Below are 21,476 nucleotides of genomic sequence, written 5' to 3' on the forward strand. Positions count from 1 at the left end.
CAAAGGAACCTGATATGAGCGCTCAAGACGTACTCAAGCAGATCAAGGATGAGGACATTGCCTATGTTGACATCCGTTTCACCGATGTGCGCGGCAAGCTGCAGCACGTAACCGTGGATTGCGACCTTGTCGACGAAGACTTCCTGGAAGAAGGCTTTATGTTTGACGGCTCGTCGATCGCCGGCTGGAAGTCGATCGAAAGCTCGGACATGAAACTGATGCCCGACACCGCCAGCGCCTATGTCGATCCTTTCTACGCCGAGAAAACTCTGTGCGTTCACTGCTCGGTCGTCGAACCCGACACCGGCGAGAAATACGGCCGTGACCCGCGCGGCACCGCCGAGAAAGCCGAAGCTTACCTGAAGTCCTCGGGCATCGGTGACGTGGCCTATATGGGTCCGGAAGCTGAATTCTTCCTGTTCGACGACGTACGTTTCTCGAATACGATGAACAAAGTGTCGTTCGAAGTTGATGCGATCGACGCCGCTTGGAACACCGACGCCGAGTACGAAATGGGCAACACCGGCCACCGTCCGGGCGTCAAAGGCGGTTATTTCCCCGTGAACCCGATTGACGACGCACAAGACCTGCGTTCGGAAATGCTGACCACGATGAAGAACATCGGCATGAAAACTGACAAGCACCACCACGAGGTTGCGTCCTGTCAGCACGAGCTGGGCTTGATCTTCGACAGCCTGACCAAGCAGGCCGACGAGCTGCAGAAATACAAGTACATCATTCACAACGTGGCGCACGCTTACGGCAAGACGGCAACCTTCATGCCCAAGCCGATCGCAGGCGATAATGGCACCGGCATGCACGTGAACATGTCGATCTGGAAAGACGGCAAGCCGCTTTTCGCAGGCGACAAATACGCTGACCTGTCGCAGGAAGCTCTGTGGTTCATCGGCGGCATCCTGAAGCACGCCAAGACCCTGAACGCCTTCACCAACCCGTCGACCAACAGCTACAAGCGTTTGATCCCGGGCTTTGAAGCCCCGGTTCTGCGCGCTTACTCGGCCTCGAACCGTTCGGGTTGCGTGCGTATTCCGTGGACCGAAAGCCCGAAAGCCAAGCGCGTTGAAGCGCGCTTCCCTGATCCGGCCGCCAACCCCTATCTGTGCTTCGCAGCGCTGCTGATGGCTGGCCTTGACGGCATCAAGAACAAGATCGATCCGGGCCCCGCTCAGGACAAAAACCTCTATGACCTGCCGCCAGAAGAGCTGGAAGGCATCCCGACCGTTTGCGCAAGCCTGCGTGAAGCTCTGGAAAGCCTGGAAGCCGATAACGACTTCCTGACCGCTGGCGACGTGTTCACCAAAGACCAGATTCAGGGTTACATCGACCTGAAATGGGAAGAGGTCTACGCCTACGAGCACACACCCCACCCAGTTGAATATCAGCTGTACTACAGCTGCTAATCACAGCAATACGACAAAAGGGCACCGAATTCGGTGCCCTTTTTTCTGTTTAGGCCATGCGCTTCTAAATCACTCCAGAAAACAAAAAAGGCGCCCAGTAAGGCGCCTTGTTCAATCTTTCTGGCGGCCACTCAAGGTCAAGGTCATTGCCTAATCAGCTGGCCGGACGTACGCGATTGTGCGTCGAACGGAACTGACGGTGCCCTTCTTGGATGCACAGCGCATCCCCTTCCGCCTTGGACATTCCCGGCGGCACAGCAATCGATTCATCCCACTGCACACGATCACGTGTATACAGCTGACACGTCACCTCCCCCTTAGGCGACTTAATCTTGACAGGATTGCTTTCATATGCCGATCTATCGACGCAACCTGCCACTACACTAGTGGCTGCAACCGCCACACCCAATGCAAAAATTTTCATATCTCGCTTCCGCTCCACATTTCACTCATGAGTCCCCCACCTGGGCACAACACGCCCGCAACTCTCATATGCTTGATTTTTCTCCAAATCAAGCGTGTCCATCTGGCGGTATATCACACGAGTGTTAATCATTCCCCCACAGGTTGCTGAATACCCAATTCCTCCAACCTTTGCCTTGATAAAACAAAGGTATGGATCGAAAAAACGACAGCGCCTGTCGTCGGAAGCCGTTTCATCGTCTGCCGTTCCACCCGCAGCCAACGTGGGTGACACGCATCAAAGCCCCGCCGGTCTTCCTCGCGTCGTGGCTGGAACAGTTCTGGGTCATTATAGAACAGATGGTTTGCCCGCCACATCGGTCGCCCAACTTGAATACCATCAAACACACGCTGGACCCGGCGCGCGATATCCGGAGTGTATTCGCTGACGGGATCATGTATTTTGTCTAATGTTTTCATGAATTTTTGGTCCAGAGACCAACTGGCCGGAAAACACAGGATCGCACCTGTCATGATGTGCTCATCACCGCTTTTTTGCATAAGAACGAAGTCCTCTTGAACCAGCGTTCCAAGCGTCAAAAGAGGCTGCCCGCGATCCAGATCGGCCTGGCGACCGTCGGGGCAGAGCACACACTCCTCGTGAACGTCAAATCCTTCTGTCTCTGCAAGCTCTGCCAGCACCGTATCCAAAAGCTCTTCCGCGGCAGGGCGCGCCTGTTCCGACAGCTTATGCACGCAATCAGCATGTTCCTGCATCAGAAACAGTCTGTGTGACATTTGCATGCAATACGCGTCATCAATCAGCAGCCATTCCCCCGGCGCGACGGGGTTCAGCCCCGGAAGACGCGCGGTTTTGGGGTCTGCCCAGGGCAGAATTGGAAGTTCTTGCTGGCAAATCTCGACCATTCAGCCTCCTATCGCTCAATAGCCCGAACACTGAGCGGCAAGTCCCAGTCACGCAAGAGTTTTGTCACCTGCAGACTCACCGTTTCCTACGTTTCTTCACCCTTGCGTGAACTTCCAAACCTCCCCCTTGTCCACGCCCGCACCATACGCCACCTTCATGGAAACAACCCATATTACTGCTGCGGACGAACGCGCGCTGGTCGCGCTTTGGATCATTTGACCGCACAACGGCCACGACAGGAGCATCCATGCCAACCGAGAAGTTCACCTTCCCCGGCCACGCGGGCCACGATCTTGCCGCTCGGCTAGATTTTCCCGATGGTCCACATCTTGCGACTGCGCTTTTCGCCCATTGCTTCACATGTGGAAAAGACATCGCTGCCGCCCGCCGTATCTCGGCCCGGCTTGCCGCACTTGGCATCGCTGTTTTACGGTTCGACTTCACCGGTCTTGGCCATTCGGACGGGGATTTCGAAAACACCAGCTTCACCTCGAACGTGCAGGATTTAGAGAACGCCGTAGAAGCCCTGCGCGAACGTGGATACCCGCCCGCTCTTTTGATCGGGCACTCCTTGGGGGGCGCTGCGGTAATCAAAGCGGCTGCGCAGCTGACCGACATCCAAGCCGTCGTCACGATCGGCGCGCCTGCTGATCCCTCGCATGTGATCGAGAATTTCGCCGACGCCCTGCCCGGCATTCAGGCCGAAGGTGCAGCCGAGGTCTGTTTGGGCGGGCGCCCCTTCCGCGTTGGGGCAGCATTTGTAGAGGATGTTCAGGAAAGCCAGCTGGACGACGCGCTAAAATCCCTGAATGCGGCCCTTCTGGTCCTGCATGCCCCACGCGATCAAATCGTGTCGATCGACAATGCCGCCACGTTGTTCATGGGGGCTAAACACCCGAAAAGCTTCGTCACATTGGATGACGCAGACCATTTGATCAGCGGCGCTGGTGATGCTGAATACGTGGCCGACGTGATTGCCACTTGGGCTGCGAAATATGTAAATCTAACCCCACCGGCCCCGCCCCCCGGTGCCCCCGAGGGCATTGTGCGCGTGTCCGAGGCCGACCCCCGTGGTTTCCTGCAAGACATCCAATCTGGTCCCAAGCATCACACGGTCGCCGACGAACCGCTGGCCTATGGCGGCACCAATAAGGGCATGTCGCCCTATGGGTTCTTGTCGGCGGGTCTGGGTGCTTGTACCTCAATGACCATCCGCATGTATGCCCGCCGCAAGGGCTGGCCGCTGGAACACGTCCGTGTTGAAGTCAGCCATGACAAAGTGCACGCACAAGACGCTGAAACCGGCGCAAAAAACCGGATCGATACGTTCCGCCGCGAGATCCACCTGACAGGTGATCTGGACGCCGAGCAACGCCAACGCCTGCTTGAAATCGCAGACCGATGCCCGGTTCACCGCACGCTCGAAAGCTCCAGCTTGATCCAGACCGTTTTGGCGGGCTGACAGCGGGGAAAACCGCGTGCAGCCCTACGCAATCCGCTTTTTACCTTGACCCGAGCCATCGCTCCGTCAACAACGCCTTTATGAGTACGGGCAGACTAACAATTGATCTGGATGCAGTAGTCGCAAACTGGCGGGCGCTGGATGCAAAAAGCAGGGCAGAGGTTCAGACCGCTGCCGTGGTAAAAGCCGATGCCTATGGGCTTGGCGTGGGCAAAGTTGGGCGGGCTTTGGCCGCTGCTGGCACACGGCGTTTCTTTGTGGCCGCCGCGGAAGAAGGGGCTGCATTGCGCGAAGCCCTTGGCCCCGGCCCTGAAATCAGCGTCTTCTCAGGCCATATGTCCGGCGACACTGATATGGTCCACGATCTGGGCCTTGTCCCGATGCTAAACTCGGTCGAGCAAGTCACCCGCCACCTTGAAGCCCTTCCCGGCCATCCGTTTGGCATTCAGCTGGACACGGGAATGAACCGTCTGGGGATGGAACCCGCCGAATGGGCCGCCCTGCGTGACATTCTTCTGCCGCAGAACCCGCGCCTGATCATGAGTCATCTTGCCTGCGCCGATGACCCTGACCACCAAATGAACCACCAGCAGCTGTCTGCGTTCCACGATATGACCGCCGGTGTCGACGTCCCGCGCAGCCTTGCGGCGACGGGCGGCATCCTGTTGGGGCCGGATTACCACTTCGACCTGACCCGTCCGGGCATTGGCCTTTATGGCGGCTTGCCGTTCGAAGACGCTCAAACCGTCGCCCATCTGGACCTGCCGGTCATTCAGATCCGCGATGTCGCTGAAGGTGAAACCGTCGGCTATTCCAACACATGGCAAGCCGAGCGCCCCTCGCGTGTTGCAACTGTCGCTGCGGGCTATGCGGATGGTTTGAACCGCCACCTGTCGAACCAAGCCGTCCTGTTTCACGAAGATACACCCTGCCCCATTCTTGGCCGTGTCTCGATGGATATGATCGGCGTGGATGTGACGCATCTGCGCGACACGCCGAAAACCCTGACCATGCTGTCTGATCACCAAACAGTCGATGATCTGGCTGCAATTGCGGGGACCATTGGTTATGAATTCCTGACCCAATTGGGCAACCGCTATCACCGCCATTACGCACGGGGGCGCACATGACCGCCTTGACCAAACCGCTGGCCACAATTGGCCGTGTCACGCTGGGGTTTCTGGCCCTTGTCGGGCGCGTGGCAATCTTTGCGGGCCAATCCATCGGCCACATCGTCCGCCCGCCCTTCTATCCGCGCGAGTTTCTGAACGCGATCCTGAATATCGGCTATTTCAGCCTGCCCGTTGTCGGCCTGACCGCGATCTTTACCGGCGCAGCGCTGGCGCTTCAAATCTATTCTGGTGGGCAGCGTTTCTCGGCCGAGGCTGTGGTGCCCCAGATCGTCGCCATCGGCATGGTGCGCGAACTTGGCCCGGTGCTGGTTGGCCTGATGATCGCTGCGCGTGTGACGTCCTCGATTGCCGCCGAAATCGCCACCATGAAAGTGACCGAGCAGATCGACGCCCTTGTCACCCTGTCCACGCACCCAATGAAGTATCTGACCGCCCCACGCGTACTTGCCGCCACGCTGGTTGTGCCTGTCCTTGTGGGCATCGGGGACATTATCGGTATCATGGGCGGCTTCATCGTCGGCACCCAGCAGTTGGGTTTCGCCACCGGGCCTTACCTGAACAACACGTGGAGTTTCCTCGAAACCCCGGACATCGTGTCGTCGCTGATCAAAGGCGCGGCCTTTGGCTTTATCGCCGCCGTCATGGGCTGCTATCACGGGATGCGCTCTGGCCGTGGCGCACAGGGTGTCGGTCGTGCTACTAAAACCTCGGTCGAGGCCGCAGCCGTCCTGATCCTTGCCGCCAACTTCCTTCTCACAAGCTTCTTCTTTGCCACATGATTGAACTTACAAACGTCCACAAAGCCTTTGGCCCGAAACGCGTGTTGGATGGGGTAAACCTGACCATCAACCGTGGCGAAAGCATGGTGATTATCGGCGGCTCCGGCACCGGGAAATCCGTTCTATTGAAGTGTATTCTTGGCCTGATGACGCAAGATAGCGGATCCATCACTCTGGATGGCGAAGACACTGCAAAAGCCGAACGCGACGCCTTTCTGGCCCGTTTCGGAATGTTATTTCAGGGCGCAGCCCTCTTTGACAGCCTGCCCGTCTGGCAAAACGTCGCCTTCCGCCTGCTGCGTGGATCGCTGGCGAAACCCAAAGACGAAGCCCGCGACATCGCGATCGAGAAGCTGCGCCGCGTGGGCCTGACGCCCGACGTGGCCGACCTGTTTCCGGCGGAACTCTCGGGCGGCATGCAAAAACGCGTCGGCCTTGCCCGCGCCATCGCCGCCGAGCCCGAGATCATCTTCTTTGACGAACCCACCACCGGCCTTGACCCGATCATGTCCGGCGTCATCAACGATCTGATCCGCGAGATCGTCGTCGAAATGGGCGCCACCGCCATGACCATCACCCACGACATGTCCTCCGTCCGCGTGATTTCTGACCACGTCGCAATGCTGCACGCGGGCAAGATCCAATGGACCGGCCCCGTGAGCGACATGGACAACTCGGGCGACCCTTACGTGACGCAGTTTATTTCAGGAAGCGCTGAAGGGCCGATTGAGGCCGTGCGATAGTGTAACGTGCCCTGAACTCGAAAAGTCTCAGACAAAGAGTTGTTACTGCCGCAATCACCCCTAGATATCATCCAAATGTATATTTTACCGAATTCGCTTTCGTGAACTTTTCGCGGCAGCCTGGATTCAGGACGAAACACTGATGATTGAACCCTCTGTCTTTTTGGAAATTCTGATTTTTCCTCTGAGCCTTCCGATCCCAATGAATCTGCTTATCTCTTCCGTGTTACTTGCTAAAAGACAGACAAGGTTTTTCCGCCTTGCTTACTATTCTTCTGCTATTTGCTGGGCATATCTTGCAAGCGTACCCTTGTTGTCTCTGGCCACCGAGTGGAGCGCGAGTGAACTCTCATTAATCTATCCAAAACTTGGTTTGTCAGCCGCGTTTGTCATTGGATTGTTGGGGTTGTTCGCGCCTCTTATCGGCGAACCACGCAAACACGATTCCGCAAGCGCCGATGATTTCCAATATTTCTGGCCTTCAACCGCCTTGAGCATTCTTCTCATTTCCTTTGCTGCTTCGTTCTCGTCCCTTCAGCCTCAATCACCCTCGTTAAAGAACGGAATTTGCAACGACGGCGGAAAACAACTCATTGAGGCAATGGACGCCAATCTCCCAGATGTTATGCATGACATTGAGGCGAACACTGGCAAACGCCTCACAGACCTGCTTGCATGTAGCTAGAAAGTCCATTCTGTGTCGAAACTTTTCCGTTACCTCAACCTCGCCCTCCTCATCGCCTTCCCTATCGCGTGGTTCGCACCGCTTATGCGGGCAGGCATCAACCTCCCGCTCTTTGGCTTGAAAGAGGTCAGCGTGATTTCGGGCCTGCAAGCGCTGTGGGACACCGACGTGGTCCTCGCGCTACTCGTCACGTTTTTCGCAGTCTTTGCCCCGATCATGAAAGTACTGGGCTTGGCGCTGATCCAGTTCGGCATGATGCGCCGCAAGATGCTGCCCGTGTTCAACATATTGGGCAAACTCGCCATGGCCGACATCTTCCTGATCGCGCTCTATATCGTGCTGGTCAAAGGCATCGGACTTGCCAAGATCGAGACCGGATGGGGCCTTTACCTCTTCACCGCCTGTGTGATCACCTCAATTGCCCTCAGCATAACGACAGCGAAACGCCAGAAAGCCTGACGCAACCGCCGCGCGCGCCAGCGCGCGGCCACCCCCAACCGAAGGCGATCCCTTAAGGGGTCAACGCCGGGCAGGAGCCCTCGATTCCATCACGCGCTCTACAGGCCAGATGCAATCATCTCGCGTATTTTCTTGGCTTTCTCAAAGTGGTCAAGCTCGTGTGTCTTGATCCACCATTCCGCTGCTTCCATCAGCAGCTCTGGGTCATCATTCTTATTTGCGAAGAACGCGTAGAAAGACAGGCCAACCGTGTCCCCCTTCTTGGCGATTTTCGCATCACAGATCTCGATTGCCTTTGCCCTCAAGCCTTCACGCATTGTGTTCGTCCTTGGTTTAGCCCCCCTGAAGACGACCTCGCATTACATCAGGAAAGCGCATGCCATACGACACAATCAAAACGCGGATCAAGGGCTTGCCTGTCCAAACGCAACCATGCACAAACACTGCATGGCAAAAGCACAAAAAACCTTCACCTGTTCGGCCTGTGGGGCCAGCTCTTCGAAATGGTCCGGCCGTTGCGAAGCCTGCGGTGAATGGAACACAATTTCGGAAGATACGCCCCTCAGCGCAGGTCCAGCGACGAAGTCTCTTGGCGGCACGCGCGGGGCGTCCATCACGCTGACCGACCTGTCCACTGAAGAGGCACCGCCGCCGCGCACCGAATGCGGCGTGGGCGAGCTGGACCGCGTATTGGGCGGTGGCTTGGTGCCGGGATCCGCCATTCTGGTGGGCGGTGATCCTGGCATCGGGAAGTCCACGCTTCTTTTGCAAGCCGCCGCGCGATTCGCTCAGGTGGGCCTGCCCACGATCTATGTCTCGGGCGAGGAAGCCTCGGCCCAGGTGCGCATGCGCGCCCAGCGTTTGGGCCTTACGGACGCCCCGGTCCGGCTGGCGGCGGAAACCAATCTGCGCGACATCCTGACGACACTGGATGCCGAGCGCCCTGCCCTTGCCATTATCGATTCGATCCAGACCATGTGGGCCGACAACGTAGACAGCGCGCCGGGATCGGTCAGCCAGGTCCGTGCCGCAGCGCATGAACTGACCACTTTTGCAAAGAAACGCGGTATCTCGGTCATTCTGGTGGGGCACGTCACCAAGGAAGGCCAGATCGCTGGCCCACGTGTGGTCGAGCATATGGTCGATACAGTGCTCTATTTCGAAGGCGAACGCGGCCACCAGTTCCGCATCTTGCGCGCGGTGAAGAATCGTTTCGGCCCAGCAGATGAAATCGGCGTATTTGAAATGACCGGCGCGGGCCTATCTGAGGTCGTGAACCCCTCGGCCCTGTTCCTGTCAGATCGCGAAGATCCGGCACCCGGATCCGTGGTGTTCGCAGGCATCGAAGGGACGCGCCCGGTGCTAGTCGAATTGCAGGCATTGGTTGCACCCTCGCCGCATTCGCAGCCCCGCCGGTCCGTCCTTGGTTGGGATAGCGGCCGCCTTGCAATGATCCTTGCCGTGTTGGAAGCCCGCTGCGGCATCCCCTTTGCCGGGCTTGATGTCTATCTGAATGTGGCCGGCGGCATGAAAATCTCGGAACCCGCGGCGGATCTGGCTGTGGCGGCGGCGCTACTGTCCGCGCGCGAGGATGCTTCGATCCCCAAAGACACTGTGGTTTTCGGAGAAATTAGTCTATCAGGCGCCCTAAGACCTGTCGGTCAAACAGAAAACCGGTTGAAAGAAGCGCAAAAACTTGGTTTCACTTCCGCGATAGCGCCAACGCGCAGCAAGACTGGCTCAGGATCTGGGCTGAACGTTCAGAAGATGTCGGACCTTGCCGGGTTCGTCGGTGAAATATTCGGAGCCGGATAGGCTCAAAACAGGGACGGTATCGGGCTAAGACCTGAACCGAAGTGAAGAACATGGAAGGTTTTACACTAGTTGATGGGGTCGTAGCCGCGGTCATCCTGATTTCGGCGATTTTGGCCTATTCGCGCGGTTTTGTGCGCGAGGGTATGTCTATTGTTGGTTGGGTTGCGGCCGCAGTGCTTGCCTACATTTTCGCGCCGCGCGCGCTGCCGTTGATCAAAGAGGTCCCTGTGCTGAAGGATTTCATCGGAGACAGCTGCGAGTTGTCGATGATCGCCGCATTCGCAGGCGTCTTCGCCCTTGCACTGGTCCTCGTATCGATTTTCACACCACTATTCTCCTCCGCAGTGCAACGCTCAGCACTTGGCGGGCTGGATCAGGCGCTTGGCTTCATTTTTGGCGTTTTGCGCGGTCTGATTCTCGTGGCAATCGCGCTGGTCGTCTATGACCGCATTGTTACCACTGACACCATTCCGATGGTCGATGACAGTCGCACCGCCAAAATCTTTGCTCGCACGCAGGATCAGATTAACGAACAGATCCCAGAAGATGCACCGGGCTGGATCGTTGAGAAATACGAAAACCTGGTCGGCACTTGTTCGGGTGGCGAAACCCCTAGCACCGCACCAGCGGAACCGACAGGCACCGACTCCTAAACCTCTTGCACAACGCGCCTTCGGGCGCGTTGTTTCGTTTTGGGCCGCAGAAATCGCACGCGGATTGTGATAGTTTGATGACATGGCGGAACCCGTCCAGTAAGAGAGGCCCAACGCCACGGAATCGGAGACCGCTGCTCATGTCCGACACCTCGCCTGCCTGCCCCTCCACCATGCCATTTGCGCATCCGTTTGATGACGACAAGCTGAAGGAGGAGTGCGGCGTTTTCGGCGTCATCGGCCTGAAAGACGCTGCGAATTTCGTCGCTCTTGGCCTTCACGCCCTACAACATCGCGGACAAGAGGCTGGCGGCATCGTCTGCCACGACCCTGACGAAGGCTTCAATTCGGCCCGCCGCTTTGGATATGTCCGCGACAACTTTACCAAGGCCAGCGTGATGGAGACCCTTCCGGGCCCGCTTGCCATTGGCCATGTCCGCTACTCCACTGCTGGATCGAAAGGGGCCGTCATCCGCGACGTGCAGCCCTTCTTTGGCGAGTTCTCCATGGGCGGGGCAGCGATTGCCCATAACGGCAACATCACAAATGCCGACGCCCTGCGCCGCGAGCTGATCGAGCGTGGCTCGATCTTTCAAAGCTCATCTGACAGTGAATGTATTATTCATCTGATGGCGCGGTCGCTTCAGCGCAACATCCCCGAACGTATGGAAGATGCGCTGCGCCGGGTTGAAGGCGCATTCTCGGTCGTGGCCATGACCCGCACAAAACTGATGGGCGTGCGCGACCCGCATGGGGTGCGTCCGCTGGTATTGGGCAAGCTTGGCGAAGGTTGGGTTCTTTCCTCGGAAACCTGCGCGCTTGACATCATCGGCGCTGATTTCATTCGCGAGATCGAGCCAGGTGAAATGGTCGTCATCACGGACCAAGGTGTCGACAGCAGCTTCCCGTTCCGCCCACAGCCGTCCAAGTTCTGCATCTTCGAGCACGTCTATTTCTCGCGCCCTGACAGCATTTATGGCGGTCGTTCCGTCTATGAAACCCGCCGCCAGATCGGCGTGGAACTGGCCCGCGAAACTGCGGTCGAAGCGGATCTGGTTTGCCCGATCCCAGACAGCGGCGTGCCCTCGGCGATCGGGTACAGTCAGGAAAGCGGTATTCCTTATGCGCTGGGGATCATCCGCAACCAGTATATGGGCCGAACCTTTATTGAGCCGACCGAGCAGATTCGCAACATGGGTGTGCGTCTGAAGCTGAACGTGAACCGCGCCCTGATCCGCGGCAAGCGCGTGATCCTGGTCGATGACAGCGTGGTGCGCGGCACCACCACACGCAAGATCAAAGATATGCTGCTGGATGCAGGTGCCAAAGAAGTCCACTTCCGCATCGCAAGCCCGCCCACCGCATGGCCCTGCTTCTATGGCGTCGACACGCCCAATCGTGACAAGCTTTTGGCGGCCCAGATGACCGAAGACGAGATGTGCGAACACCTGAAGGTCGACAGCCTGAAATTCATCTCGCTCGACGGTCTTTATCGCGCCGTTGGCGAAGCCGAAGGCCGCAAGAAAGACTGCCCGCAATATTGCGATGCGTGTTTCTCGGGCGAATATCCGGTGACACCCGCAGATCAGATTGAAAAAGGGTTCGAGCTGAAGGCGGCGGAGTAGGATGGACAACATCGATGTGCTGATCGAAAAGCTGCGAAAGCGCATTCCTCGCATCGATGGGCATCTGACTGGCCCACTGCCCCAGCCAGCACCAATCTTGACGGATACAGAATTGGCCGACTGCGAAGCTCAACTAGGATTCGCGCTTCCGCCGCTATTGGTCCGCATCTACAAAGACATTGGCAATGGCGGTTTTGGACCGGGATGTGGGCTGATGGGCGTCGGGTCAAGCGGCTTCCCCGATGACCTAGATGCCACGGTAGATTCTCGATATCTGGAGGACACGCGATCAGTCCCCGGCAGACGATCCTTCGGATGGCCCAGAAAGCTTCTGCCGATATGCCATCATGGGTGCGCGATGTACTCGTGCGTCGAGGCCGACACAGATCAAATGATCTATTGGGAGCCGAACCACTGGAAAGATGGAAGGCCCGCCCGCACTGCCCTCTACCCCATGAGCATGACGCTTCATCAGTGGCTTGAGCGATGGGCCGATGGGCATGACCCGTTCGAGTTTCCGTTCGAACCCGGCACTGGAACGCCGAAGATTCCGTCGCTATACGAGCTGAATCCCCCCGCGAAGCGAAAGCGCGGCTACCCTCGTTCGCAGCTGAATTTCTTTGACGAGCTTGAGTAGCCTTAACAAAGTCTCGACATTTATCCTGATCAGCACTAAGCCGCCTCTATGACCGACACACAGAAAATCGCCCTCGTAACCGGTGCATCGCGTGGCCTAGGGGCCGCGTTGGCGCTGGAGCTTTCCAAAACCCATCACGTTGTCGCCGTGGGCCGCACCACAGGTGCGCTGGAAGAGCTGGATGACAAGATCAAGGCCGCTGGTGGCTCCGCCACGCTGGCGCCGATGGATGTGACCAACAAGGATGCGATGGCGCATCTGTGCCGTTCGATCCATGACCGTTGGGGACCGATTGATGTCTGGGCGCATACGGCGATTTATGGCCCCGCGCTGATGCCGACACCTGATCTGGACGACAAGGGCTGGACGCAGGCGTGGAATACGAATGTCGAGGCGACGCGCAACCTGATCTTTATGGTCAACGCGCTGATGACCGATGACAGCACCGCGATCTTCTTTGCGGATGACCACGCGGGCGAAAAGTTCTTTGCAGGCTATGGCGCCACCAAGGCAGCCCAAGTTGCGATGGTGCGCAGCTGGGCGGCTGAGAACGCCAATATCGGCCCGCGTATTGTCGTTGCGGAACCCAAGCCGCTGGCGACGTCAATGCGCGGCCGCTTCTTCCCCGGCGAAGACCGCAGCACCTTGGCCCCGGTCGAGGACGAAGCCAAGCGCATCTTGTCCGAGGCAAACCCGGCTTAAACGCTGACCTGATCGCAACGGTTTTCACTTCCTAGCCCCATCTATGTCCGCTGCGCTTGCTGCACCGGCGTCCCTGCCCTATTGAATGGCAAAAGGCCACCAAATCGGGGCTCGGCGGAAAGGGCAAACTATGCGCATTCTCATCACCAATGACGACGGGATTAACGCTCCTGGCTTGAAGGTGGCCGAAGCGATTGCCCATCAAGTCGCGCAAGACTTGGCCGGCGAAAAGGCCGAAATCTGGACCGTCGCCCCAGCATTCGAGCAATCCGGTGTCGGCCACTGTATTTCCTATACCAGCCCCTTCATGATCGCCGAGCTTGGCCCGCGTCGCTTCGCGGCTGAGGGCAGCCCCGCCGACTGCGTTCTGGCCGCGCTTTACGACGTCATGCCCGGGCGGCCGGACTTGGTGATCTCCGGCGTGAACCGGGGCAACAACTCGGCCGAGAATGCGCTATACTCTGGCACGCTGGGGGCCGCGATGGAGGCCGCACTTCAAGGCCTTCCTGCCATTGCCTTATCGCAATATATGGGCGACGGCACCAAGGATCTGGACAGCGTGTTTCAGGCGGCCGCCGCGTATGGACCCGAGATCGTGCGCAAGCTGGTCGAGGCCGGTCCCTGGGACAAAGGCAGCAACTATCCGATCTTCTACAACGTGAATTTCCCGCCCGTTGCCGCCGATTTGGTCAAAGGCATTCGCTCGGCCCCGCAAGGGTGGCGGCATGATGCTTTCTTCGGAACTCAAGCTCGTCACAGTCCGTCAGGCCGAAAGTTTCTGTGGGTCACAGGAGGGGTGCAATCCAACCCCTCGGAACCCGGTATGGATGTGACCGTAAACTTGGAAGGCTATGTCTCGGTCACACCGATGCGGGCGGACCTGACCGCATATGACCATCTGGCGGCGCTGGAGGGCTTGTTCGAATGAACCAAGCAGACGGACAGGCGCCCGTGGCGTGGGACCCAGAACAGAAGATGCAATTTCTGTTCGCACTCCGATCAAAGGGCGTGACAAACCCGCGCGTGCTGTCCGCCATGGAAGAGATCGACCGCGGCCCGTTTGTGCGCGGCGTCTTCGCCCGTCGCGCTTATGAAGACATGCCCCTGCCGATTGCCTGCGGGCAGACAATTTCGCAGCCGTCGGTCGTTGGGTTGATGACGCAAGCCGCCGACATCTCGCCTCGCGATAAGGTGCTCGAGCTGGGGACCGGATCTGGTTATCAGGCGGCAATCCTGTCAAAGCTTGCCCGCCGGGTCTATACGGTCGACCGTCACCGCCGCCTCGTTGCCGAAGCACGCGAGCTGTTCGAAGCGATGGACCTGCACAATATTACTGCGATCACCGGCGACGGATCGCGCGGCCTGCCCGATCAATCCCCGTTTGATCGCATCATTGTCACGGCCGCTGCAGAAGACCCGCCCAGTCCGCTCTTGGCGCAGCTGGCCGTTGGCGGTATCATGATTGTACCGGTGGGTCAGTCCGATGCGGTTCAGAGCCTGATTAAGGTCACAAGAACCGAAACAGGATTTGACTATGACGAGCTTCTGCCGGTGCGGTTCGTTCCCCTTTTGGAAGGGCTGGGGCGCGATTAATCAATTTTCCCGCGACGGCGGGATCAGGTTGGGATTTCCCGACCATATCATGACAAGGCCCCCAATAAGGGTCACATGCAGTGCCTGACAAACGGGCCCATGAACTGAGGAAGAGACGAGCAATGCCACTCCACAGCACATTTGCGTGCAAGACCCCGTGCGTGACCATGCCCTGCGGGACTAAAATACGAGCACTACTTTTGACCGGATCGTTGCTGACGCTATCCGCCTGTTCCAACGGGTTCGACATGGATATGCGCGGATTGGCTGGGGGCGAGCTGTCCACCAGTCAAGCAGCCAAGTCGGCAGGTACGGCGGAGCGCCCCCAACCTGACGCACGCGGTGTAATTTCTTATCCGGGCTATCAAGTCGCGCTGGCCAGGCGCGGTGATACCGTGGCACAAGTTGCAGGCCGGATCGGCATGAACCCCACCGAGCTGGGCCGTTATAACGGCCTTAAGCTGGACGCGCCCCTGCGAGACGGCGAGCTTCTGGCCCTGCCACGGCGCGTCACGGAACCTGTGGATGGAGTGATCCAGCCCTCCAGCGATATTAACATCACCACATTGGCTGGCGACGCCATCGACCGCGCTGGCGATACACCACAAAATTCCAGTACGTCCAAAGTCTCGGGTGAACAACCCGTACGCCACCGCGTTCAGCGCGGCGAAACCGCCTACTCCATTGCACGCAGTTACGGCGTATCGGTCCGCTCGTTGGCGGACTGGAACGGCTTGGGCGGCGATTTGAGCATCCGTGAAGGCCAGCACTTGCTGATTCCGGTCAAGGTAGCAACGTCCGCCACCGGGACGCCGGTTACACAACCCGGTCAGGGATCTTCAACGCCAACGCCGCCTTCAGCTGCTGCAGCACTTCCAACAGACGAAGTGAAACAAGATGCACCAAAGGCTCCTGCCGCTCCGAAACTTTCCGACACACGCACCAAGGCCAGTGCCGCGCGCATGTCCCTACCCATCGCGGGCAAGGTTACCAGTGTGTTTGATGCCGAAAAGGCGGGCTATATCCTAATCTCGGCCAAACCCGGCGATCCAGTCAAAGCCGCAGCCAGCGGCACGGTTCGGTTGGTGTCTAAGGATGTCGAAGGTGAAGAGATCGTGGTGATTGACCACGGCAACGGCACGCAAACCGCCTATAGCTTCATCTCGGGGATCACCGTGAAGAAGGGTCAGAAGATCAAACGCGGGCAGCAAATCGCGGTGGCCACCAAGAACCGCTATAACGCGATCCAGTTCCTGGTCTTCAAAGGCACTGAACCGGTAGATCCGATGCCATATTTGAACTGACGGAGTTAGGGGCGCTGCCCCTCGCCCCTGTTGGGCTCACCCCGGGATATTTCTGACAAGAAAAAGGGGCCGCTGATTTCAAGCGGCCCCTTTTGTGTTATCTTAGAGCGAGATGCGGAAGAGCGCAAAGCCAGTATCGCTGTTGCCTGCTTCTTCGATCGAGACGCCCTCAACGTTACCTGCATGAGGTGCAGCAGCCGGTCCCGTTTCAAAGAGAACCGTTGTACCGTCCATCGGAGAAAAGCGCCAGTTGGCGTCAGCTTTCGGGCTTACAGTGCCTTGCTCGACAATATAGCGTACGATCACATCTCGGTTGGTATCCGGGCCTTCAAAGACCGTGGTCGAGCCATCCGCGCCAGGGAAACTTCCCCCGCCGCCCGCACGATAGTTATTGGTCGCGACAATGAACTCTTGTGCGTCATCAATCGGTTTCCCGTTGAAGCTAAGGTTCACGATGCGATGCGCGTCTGGGGCCACGACCTCGCCCTTCTTGTTGTAGCGGGACGGTTGGCTCAGGTCGATTTCATAGGTAACGCCATCAATCACGTCGAAATTATAGGACGGGAATTCCGGGTTCAGAAGGACAGCATCTTCGCTGCCTGCTTCGACCTGATTGAATATGCCCGCGGAACGTTCGAGCCATTCGCGCACCGTCGCACCGTTGATCCGAACCGCCCGAACCGTGTTGGGATAGAGGTAAAGGTCAGCGACATTCTTGATCGCCACATCACCAACAGCGACGTCAGTGTAATAGTCCGGACCACCCCGACCACCCGCCTTGAAGGGCGCGGCGGCAGACAGGATCGGCAGGTCTTCGTGTTGTGTTCCCTGCATCATCTGCTGGATGTACCAAGTCTGCGCGTTGGACACGATTTGCACCGACGGATCATCTGCCACCAGTGCGAAATAGCTGTGCAGAGGTGCGTCTGTCTTACCCACTGCGCGGCGCACATAGGCCAGCGTTTCGTCATGCTCGGCCTGAACCGACGCCAGAACCGGCGCAACGTCTTCAACCAGTGCGGTGATCGAGCGGTCCTCTTCACGCTTATAGATGGGACGCGCTTCCGAGGTGTGTGACACAACGCGCCACGCACCGCCATCATGTTCGATCAACAGATCGATCAGCCCCATATGCGAGCCCCAGAAGCCGCCCATGACGGCAGGGGTGCTCATGATCGTGCCGCGTTCGACATCCACACCAGGGAAGTCAGCATAGGTCGATGACGGGAAGACAAGATGCGAGTGTCCAGTCAAGATCGCGTCAATGCCGTCGATCGCTGCCAGCGGGATCGACGCATTCTCCATCCCGTCGGTATGATCCGCCGCACCAATGCCCGAATGGGACAGCGCGATAATCAGATCCGCGCCCTCTTCGCGCATTTGAGGGATATAGGCCTTCGCCGCTTCAATGATGTCGCGGGCTTGTACGTTGCCTTCCAGATGACGGCGATCCCAGTTCATGACCTGCGGCGGCACGAAGCCGATAAAGCCGATCTTGATGGGCTGCGTTGTCCCGGCCCCGTTGGTGATGGTGCGTTCGACAATCACGTAAGGCGGCAACAATGTTTCGTCCTCGCGCGGCGTCGCGCCCAGTGTCTTGGCCACGTTGGCACACACCACCGGGAAGTTCGACCCGGCCAAAGATTTCATCAGGAAATCAAGGCCATAGTTAAACTCGTGATTGCCCAGCGTCGATGCGTCATAGCCCAACGTATTCATGGCGGTGATGACCGGATGAGTGTCGCCTTCCTTCATACCACGCTCATAAGCGATATAATCGCCCATCGGGTTACCTTGCAGGAAGTCACCATTGTCCAGCAGAAGCGAATTGGTCGCTTCGGCCCGGACATCTTCGATCAATGCTGCAGTCCGCGACAGGCCAACGCGGTCGGTTTCGCGATCGGAATAATAGTCATAGGGGAAGACATGCACGTGCAGATCTGTTGTTTCCATGATGCGCAGATGTGCTTGGTTTGTAGAAGCCTGCACAGAATAGGGATGAAGGGCGATAAAGCCAGCCGAGCCGGCCAGAAAGCCGCGACGTGTCAATGAAATGGGCATTGGAACCTCCTTCTGGTGTAGCATTTTCGCTGCAATAAGGAACCAACATGACAGAGAAATGACGCAAAGCGCGAGTCATTTTTCAAAAAAATAAAAACTCCACCCGTTTTGAAGCGGGTGGAGTTTCAGAGTTTGCTACTAAATTAGCGCAGCCCCTATTCGTCCGCGCGACCTTTCCCAAGGTGCTTGCGCAGTCGAGAAGGTGTTGATTTCTTGCGGTTTTTATAGGGGTTCTTGTCCCCTTGCCCGCGCATGGTCAGACGAATGGGAGTGCCCGGCATGTCAAAGTCTTCACGCAACCCGTTGACCAAGTAGCGCGAATAGCTTTCGGGCAGCTTGTCAGGGTGCGAGCACATGACCACGAAGCCCGGTGGGCGGGTTTTGGCCTGAGTCATATAGCGCAACTTGATGCGACGGCCGCCCGGTGCGGGGGGCGGGTGCGCCGAAACCATCTCGGCCAGCCAGCCATTCAGATGCGCAGTTTTCACGCGACGGTTCCAGACGTCATATGCACGCATTACAGCCTCGTGCAGGCGATCCATCCCCCGGCCCGTCTTGGCCGAGATTGTGATCAACGGAGCACCGCGCAACTGCGGCAGAAGGCGGTTAAAGGATTCAAGCAAGCCTTTCAGTTTTGCCTGTTTCTCGGGTTCGACGTCCCATTTATTCACGGCGATCACGACGGCGCGGCCCTCGCGTTCAGCCAGATCGGCGATGCGCAAATCTTGCTGTTCAAACGGAATAGCCGCATCCAGAAGAACAACAACGACTTCCGCGAACTTCACCGCACGCAGACCGTCGGATACTGACAGTTTTTCAAGCTTTTCCTGCACCTTAGCGCGTTTACGCATGCCGGCAGTATCAAAGATCCGCGTCGGTGTCCCGTTCCAGTCAAACTTCACCGAGATCGAGTCGCGCGTGATGCCAGCTTCGGGCCCGGTCAGCAGGCGATCTTCGCCGATCAACTTATTGATCAGAGTGGATTTTCCAGCATTTGGGCGACCAATGACGGCAACCTGAAGTGGCTTTTCATTGGTTGGAACTTTCGGGGCGTCATCATCGCTGTCCGCGTCCACATCGACTTCGACTTCCGGCGCAGTTTCTGCCGCACGGGCTTCGAACTCTTTCGCGATGGGTTGCAGTGCCGACAGCAGCTCGCCCATGCCTTCGCCATGTTCGGCTGACATACGAACCGGCTCGCCAAGACCCAGCGAATACGCCTCGATCACGCCTGCATCGGCAGCTTTGCCTTCGGCCTTGTTGGCACCCAGAATAACATGAGCGTTCTTTCGGCGCAGGATGTCGGCGAACACCTCGTCCGCGGGCAGGATCCCGACGCGCCCATCCACAAGGAACAGACAGGCATCGGCCATTTCCACGGCGCGTTCGGTCAAACGGCGCATCCGGCCCTGAAGGCTTTCATCCGTCGCTTCTTCAAGACCCGCTGTGTCGATCACGGTAAAGCGCAGATCACCCAACCGTGCCTCGCCTTCGCGCAGGTCACGGGTTACGCCTGGCTGGTCATCCACCAGCGCAAGACGCTTGCCAACCAGACGGTTGAACAGGGTCGATTTGCCCACATTTGGGCGTCCCACGATGGCGAGGGTGAAGCTCATTTTGCTCCCCGTGTTTTGTCATGCGTCACATCAAGCGCCCCGCATACACGGTTTTTAACTCAGCGCAAAGCCAGAAGTTTGCCGTCACGCGCGACCACATAGGCCACGCCATTCACAACGACCGGGCGCGTCGCCGCACCACCGGGAACAGCCGTCTGTGCAATCAGGCTGCCATCCACTGGATTATAGCCACGCATAATCCCGTCTGACGACGCAACCCACAGCTTTCCGCCTGCAAGAACTGGACCAAGATTGGCATGGACGCGCTTGATCTGACGGGCTTTCCGCTTGGTGAAATACGGCAGGCGCGTGCCCCAAATCCGCGCGCCAGTGGCGGCGTCTAGGCGCACGATCTCGTTCTCATCCGACACCAAGAAGACCGACCCACCCGAAACCCAGACAGGGCTTGTCGCCCCTTCTTTTGCGGTCCACATACGTTCGCCCGACAGGTTCAGGGCAACAGTACGCCCGGCCGAGTTGCCAGAATAAATCACACCGTTCTTTACGACCGGTTCGCCCGTGATGTCGCTAACTTGTGTATATGCGCGGCCCACGCGTTCACCTGCGATCAGGCTGGACCACGTACGCGTGCCGCCTTTGCGCAGCGCGGCCACGATTTCGCCCGAGGCGAACGGCAGCAAGACAATGCGGTCGGTTACAGCAGGCGATGATACGCCCACGATTCCGTCTTGGCTAGGCGTCCCGGTCAACCGCCATTTCACCTTGCCGGTCGCAGCGTCCATGGCCCACGCGGTGTTGTCGCGGCTAATCACATAGACCAGCCCGCCAACAGCCGCAGGCGCGCCTGACCCAGGCGCGTCCATCCGCTGCTGCCACTTCACCTTTCCGGTCTCGGCGTCTAGCGCGGATATGATACCAAAGCCAGAAGAGACAAAAACCGTACCGCCTGCGTAAGCCAGCCCACCACCAGACGCGTCATCCGAACTGTCCGAAGACGGTGTCAGGTCACGTGCCCAGAGCGTTGCCCCCGAGGTCCCAGTGGCCACAACTTGAGCGCGGCTGTCCAAAGTGAAGACCCGGCCATCCGCCACAACGGGTTCCGCCGTGATACGGTGCTTGCGATCGTTGCCTTCGCCAATTGACGCACTCCAGACCAGTTGAGGGTGCGCAGAAAGGGCTGCGTGCTGAACCTGATGGGTCAGCGACCCTCCCAGATGGGTCCAGCTCGCGTGATTTACCGCCCGCGGAAGCGAAATCGGGCGTGCACCATCTTGCTGCTCGGAAGCGTCACGGGATGCAATCACGTTTGCGACCGCATCCGCTCCAAGCGTCTGAGGGTTCGGACTCCGCAAATCCTCACGCTCGCCTTGAAGAATGACTTCCGGGGTGGAACAGGCGGCCAAAATGCTCATCGACGTCAAAAGCGCGGCACTAATTTTGAATTTCACGACAATCCCCCCAAGGATTACTTATAAATTTCATCAAAGGCTTGTAGCA

The 21,476-nt window shown here is 58.1% G+C and carries 20 protein-coding genes; 15 read left to right on the forward strand and 5 right to left on the reverse strand.

All coding sequences use genetic code 11. The features are described from left to right. Positions 1-14: 14 nt before the first annotated feature. Positions 15-1,421 (forward strand): type I glutamate--ammonia ligase, encoded by a 1,407-nt coding sequence (glnA, locus tag FIL88_RS07925; RefSeq protein ID WP_142853209.1) that lies wholly within the window; start codon positions 15-17, stop codon positions 1,419-1,421. 552 nt (positions 1,422-1,973) lie between these two features. Here glnA and FIL88_RS07930 read toward each other — a convergent pair. Beyond that, entirely contained in the window at positions 1,974-2,750 is a 777-nt protein-coding gene (locus tag FIL88_RS07930; RefSeq protein ID WP_142853210.1) for a heme-dependent oxidative N-demethylase family protein, read from the reverse strand. Positions 2,751-2,998: 248 nt separating this feature from the next. Between FIL88_RS07930 and FIL88_RS07935 the strand changes: the two genes are divergently transcribed. The 6 genes from FIL88_RS07935 to FIL88_RS07960 all read left to right on the forward strand — a co-directional run bounded on the left by FIL88_RS07935 (position 2,999) and on the right by FIL88_RS07960 (position 8,012). Continuing rightward, positions 2,999-4,213, forward strand: a complete 1,215-nt coding sequence (locus FIL88_RS07935) for a bifunctional alpha/beta hydrolase/OsmC family protein (protein ID WP_142853211.1) — start codon at positions 2,999-3,001, stop codon at positions 4,211-4,213. Positions 4,214-4,293: 80 nt separating this feature from the next. Then, positions 4,294-5,343: an alanine racemase gene (gene alr / locus FIL88_RS07940; protein WP_142853212.1), complete on the forward strand. Its 1,050-nt coding sequence runs from the start codon at positions 4,294-4,296 to the stop codon at positions 5,341-5,343. Beyond that, positions 5,340-6,125, forward strand: a complete 786-nt coding sequence (locus FIL88_RS07945) for an MlaE family ABC transporter permease (RefSeq protein WP_142853213.1) — start codon at positions 5,340-5,342, stop codon at positions 6,123-6,125. The genes alr and FIL88_RS07945 overlap by 4 nt, the downstream gene beginning before the upstream one ends. Beyond that, positions 6,122-6,868, forward strand: coding sequence for an ABC transporter ATP-binding protein (locus FIL88_RS07950; RefSeq protein ID WP_142853214.1), 747 nt, complete (start codon positions 6,122-6,124; stop codon positions 6,866-6,868). The genes FIL88_RS07945 and FIL88_RS07950 overlap by 4 nt, the downstream gene beginning before the upstream one ends. Positions 6,869-7,010: 142 nt before the next feature. Beyond that, complete coding sequence (locus tag FIL88_RS07955) at positions 7,011-7,553, forward strand: hypothetical protein (RefSeq protein ID WP_142853215.1); 543 nt, start codon at positions 7,011-7,013, stop codon at positions 7,551-7,553. A 12-nt stretch (positions 7,554-7,565) separates the two neighbouring features. Beyond that, positions 7,566-8,012, forward strand: coding sequence for a paraquat-inducible protein A (locus FIL88_RS07960; protein ID WP_142853216.1), 447 nt, complete (start codon positions 7,566-7,568; stop codon positions 8,010-8,012). 98 nt (positions 8,013-8,110) lie between these two features. On the opposite strand, the gene FIL88_RS07965 is transcribed toward FIL88_RS07960, so the two are convergent. After that, a complete protein-coding gene (locus tag FIL88_RS07965; protein ID WP_142853217.1) occupies positions 8,111-8,329 on the reverse strand; it encodes a DUF6500 family protein in 219 nt (72 codons plus the stop codon). 130 nt (positions 8,330-8,459) lie between these two features. On the opposite strand from FIL88_RS07965, the gene radA reads away from it, so the two are divergent. The 8 genes from radA (at position 8,460) to FIL88_RS08005 (ending at position 16,341) form a co-directional block, all read left to right on the forward strand. Further along, positions 8,460-9,827: a DNA repair protein RadA gene (radA, locus tag FIL88_RS07970; protein WP_142853218.1), complete on the forward strand. Its 1,368-nt coding sequence runs from the start codon at positions 8,460-8,462 to the stop codon at positions 9,825-9,827. A gap of 50 nt (positions 9,828-9,877) precedes the next feature. Continuing rightward, positions 9,878-10,480, forward strand: coding sequence for a CvpA family protein (locus FIL88_RS07975; RefSeq protein ID WP_142853219.1), 603 nt, complete (start codon positions 9,878-9,880; stop codon positions 10,478-10,480). Between the two features lie 173 nt (positions 10,481-10,653). After that, positions 10,654-12,105, forward strand: coding sequence for an amidophosphoribosyltransferase (gene purF, locus FIL88_RS07980; RefSeq protein ID WP_142853502.1), 1,452 nt, complete (start codon positions 10,654-10,656; stop codon positions 12,103-12,105). 1 nt (position 12,106) lies between these two features. Beyond that, positions 12,107-12,742, forward strand: a complete 636-nt coding sequence (locus FIL88_RS07985; protein ID WP_142853220.1) for an SMI1/KNR4 family protein — start codon at positions 12,107-12,109, stop codon at positions 12,740-12,742. A gap of 48 nt (positions 12,743-12,790) precedes the next feature. Further along, the gene (locus tag FIL88_RS07990) at positions 12,791-13,444 is read left to right on the forward strand and encodes an SDR family NAD(P)-dependent oxidoreductase (protein WP_142853221.1); all 654 of its coding nucleotides are present in this window, start codon (positions 12,791-12,793) and stop codon (positions 13,442-13,444) included. Between the two features lie 130 nt (positions 13,445-13,574). Further along, positions 13,575-14,372, forward strand: a complete 798-nt coding sequence (gene surE / locus FIL88_RS07995; RefSeq protein ID WP_142853222.1) for a 5'/3'-nucleotidase SurE — start codon at positions 13,575-13,577, stop codon at positions 14,370-14,372. Then, positions 14,369-15,037, forward strand: coding sequence for a protein-L-isoaspartate(D-aspartate) O-methyltransferase (locus tag FIL88_RS08000; RefSeq protein WP_142853223.1), 669 nt, complete (start codon positions 14,369-14,371; stop codon positions 15,035-15,037). The genes surE and FIL88_RS08000 overlap by 4 nt, the downstream gene beginning before the upstream one ends. Positions 15,038-15,237: 200 nt before the next feature. Further along, positions 15,238-16,341, forward strand: coding sequence for a LysM peptidoglycan-binding domain-containing protein (locus FIL88_RS08005; protein ID WP_246066648.1), 1,104 nt, complete (start codon positions 15,238-15,240; stop codon positions 16,339-16,341). Between the two features lie 102 nt (positions 16,342-16,443). Here FIL88_RS08005 and FIL88_RS08010 read toward each other — a convergent pair whose 3' ends face one another. From FIL88_RS08010 to FIL88_RS08020, 3 genes are all read right to left on the reverse strand, one after another. Continuing rightward, complete coding sequence (locus FIL88_RS08010; RefSeq protein WP_142853224.1) at positions 16,444-18,402, reverse strand: bifunctional 2',3'-cyclic-nucleotide 2'-phosphodiesterase/3'-nucleotidase; 1,959 nt, start codon at positions 18,400-18,402, stop codon at positions 16,444-16,446. A 155-nt stretch (positions 18,403-18,557) separates the two neighbouring features. After that, positions 18,558-20,018, reverse strand: a complete 1,461-nt coding sequence (gene der / locus FIL88_RS08015; RefSeq protein ID WP_142853225.1) for a ribosome biogenesis GTPase Der — start codon at positions 20,016-20,018, stop codon at positions 18,558-18,560. Between the two features lie 59 nt (positions 20,019-20,077). Further along, positions 20,078-21,427, reverse strand: coding sequence for a PQQ-like beta-propeller repeat protein (locus FIL88_RS08020; protein ID WP_322788892.1), 1,350 nt, complete (start codon positions 21,425-21,427; stop codon positions 20,078-20,080). Positions 21,428-21,476: the final 49 nt, after the last annotated feature.

This window comes from Aliiroseovarius halocynthiae (assembly GCF_007004645.1).
GTDB lineage: Bacteria > Pseudomonadota > Alphaproteobacteria > Rhodobacterales > Rhodobacteraceae > Aliiroseovarius > Aliiroseovarius halocynthiae.

Coding starts and splice junctions, on each gene's coding strand:
- glnA (WP_142853209.1), top strand. CDS start 15: ATGAGCGCTCAAGACGTACTCAAGCAGATCAAGGATGAGGACATTGCC.
- FIL88_RS07930 (WP_142853210.1), bottom strand. CDS start 2,750: ATGGTCGAGATTTGCCAGCAAGAACTTCCAATTCTGCCCTGGGCAGAC.
- FIL88_RS07935 (WP_142853211.1), top strand. CDS start 2,999: ATGCCAACCGAGAAGTTCACCTTCCCCGGCCACGCGGGCCACGATCTT.
- alr (WP_142853212.1), top strand. CDS start 4,294: ATGAGTACGGGCAGACTAACAATTGATCTGGATGCAGTAGTCGCAAAC.
- FIL88_RS07945 (WP_142853213.1), top strand. CDS start 5,340: ATGACCGCCTTGACCAAACCGCTGGCCACAATTGGCCGTGTCACGCTG.
- FIL88_RS07950 (WP_142853214.1), top strand. CDS start 6,122: ATGATTGAACTTACAAACGTCCACAAAGCCTTTGGCCCGAAACGCGTG.
- FIL88_RS07955 (WP_142853215.1), top strand. CDS start 7,011: ATGATTGAACCCTCTGTCTTTTTGGAAATTCTGATTTTTCCTCTGAGC.
- FIL88_RS07965 (WP_142853217.1), bottom strand. CDS start 8,329: ATGCGTGAAGGCTTGAGGGCAAAGGCAATCGAGATCTGTGATGCGAAA.
- radA (WP_142853218.1), top strand. CDS start 8,460: ATGGCAAAAGCACAAAAAACCTTCACCTGTTCGGCCTGTGGGGCCAGC.
- FIL88_RS07975 (WP_142853219.1), top strand. CDS start 9,878: ATGGAAGGTTTTACACTAGTTGATGGGGTCGTAGCCGCGGTCATCCTG.
- purF (WP_142853502.1), top strand. CDS start 10,654: ATGCCATTTGCGCATCCGTTTGATGACGACAAGCTGAAGGAGGAGTGC.
- FIL88_RS07985 (WP_142853220.1), top strand. CDS start 12,107: ATGGACAACATCGATGTGCTGATCGAAAAGCTGCGAAAGCGCATTCCT.
- FIL88_RS07990 (WP_142853221.1), top strand. CDS start 12,791: ATGACCGACACACAGAAAATCGCCCTCGTAACCGGTGCATCGCGTGGC.
- surE (WP_142853222.1), top strand. CDS start 13,575: ATGCGCATTCTCATCACCAATGACGACGGGATTAACGCTCCTGGCTTG.
- FIL88_RS08000 (WP_142853223.1), top strand. CDS start 14,369: ATGAACCAAGCAGACGGACAGGCGCCCGTGGCGTGGGACCCAGAACAG.
- FIL88_RS08010 (WP_142853224.1), bottom strand. CDS start 18,402: ATGCCCATTTCATTGACACGTCGCGGCTTTCTGGCCGGCTCGGCTGGC.
- der (WP_142853225.1), bottom strand. CDS start 20,018: ATGAGCTTCACCCTCGCCATCGTGGGACGCCCAAATGTGGGCAAATCG.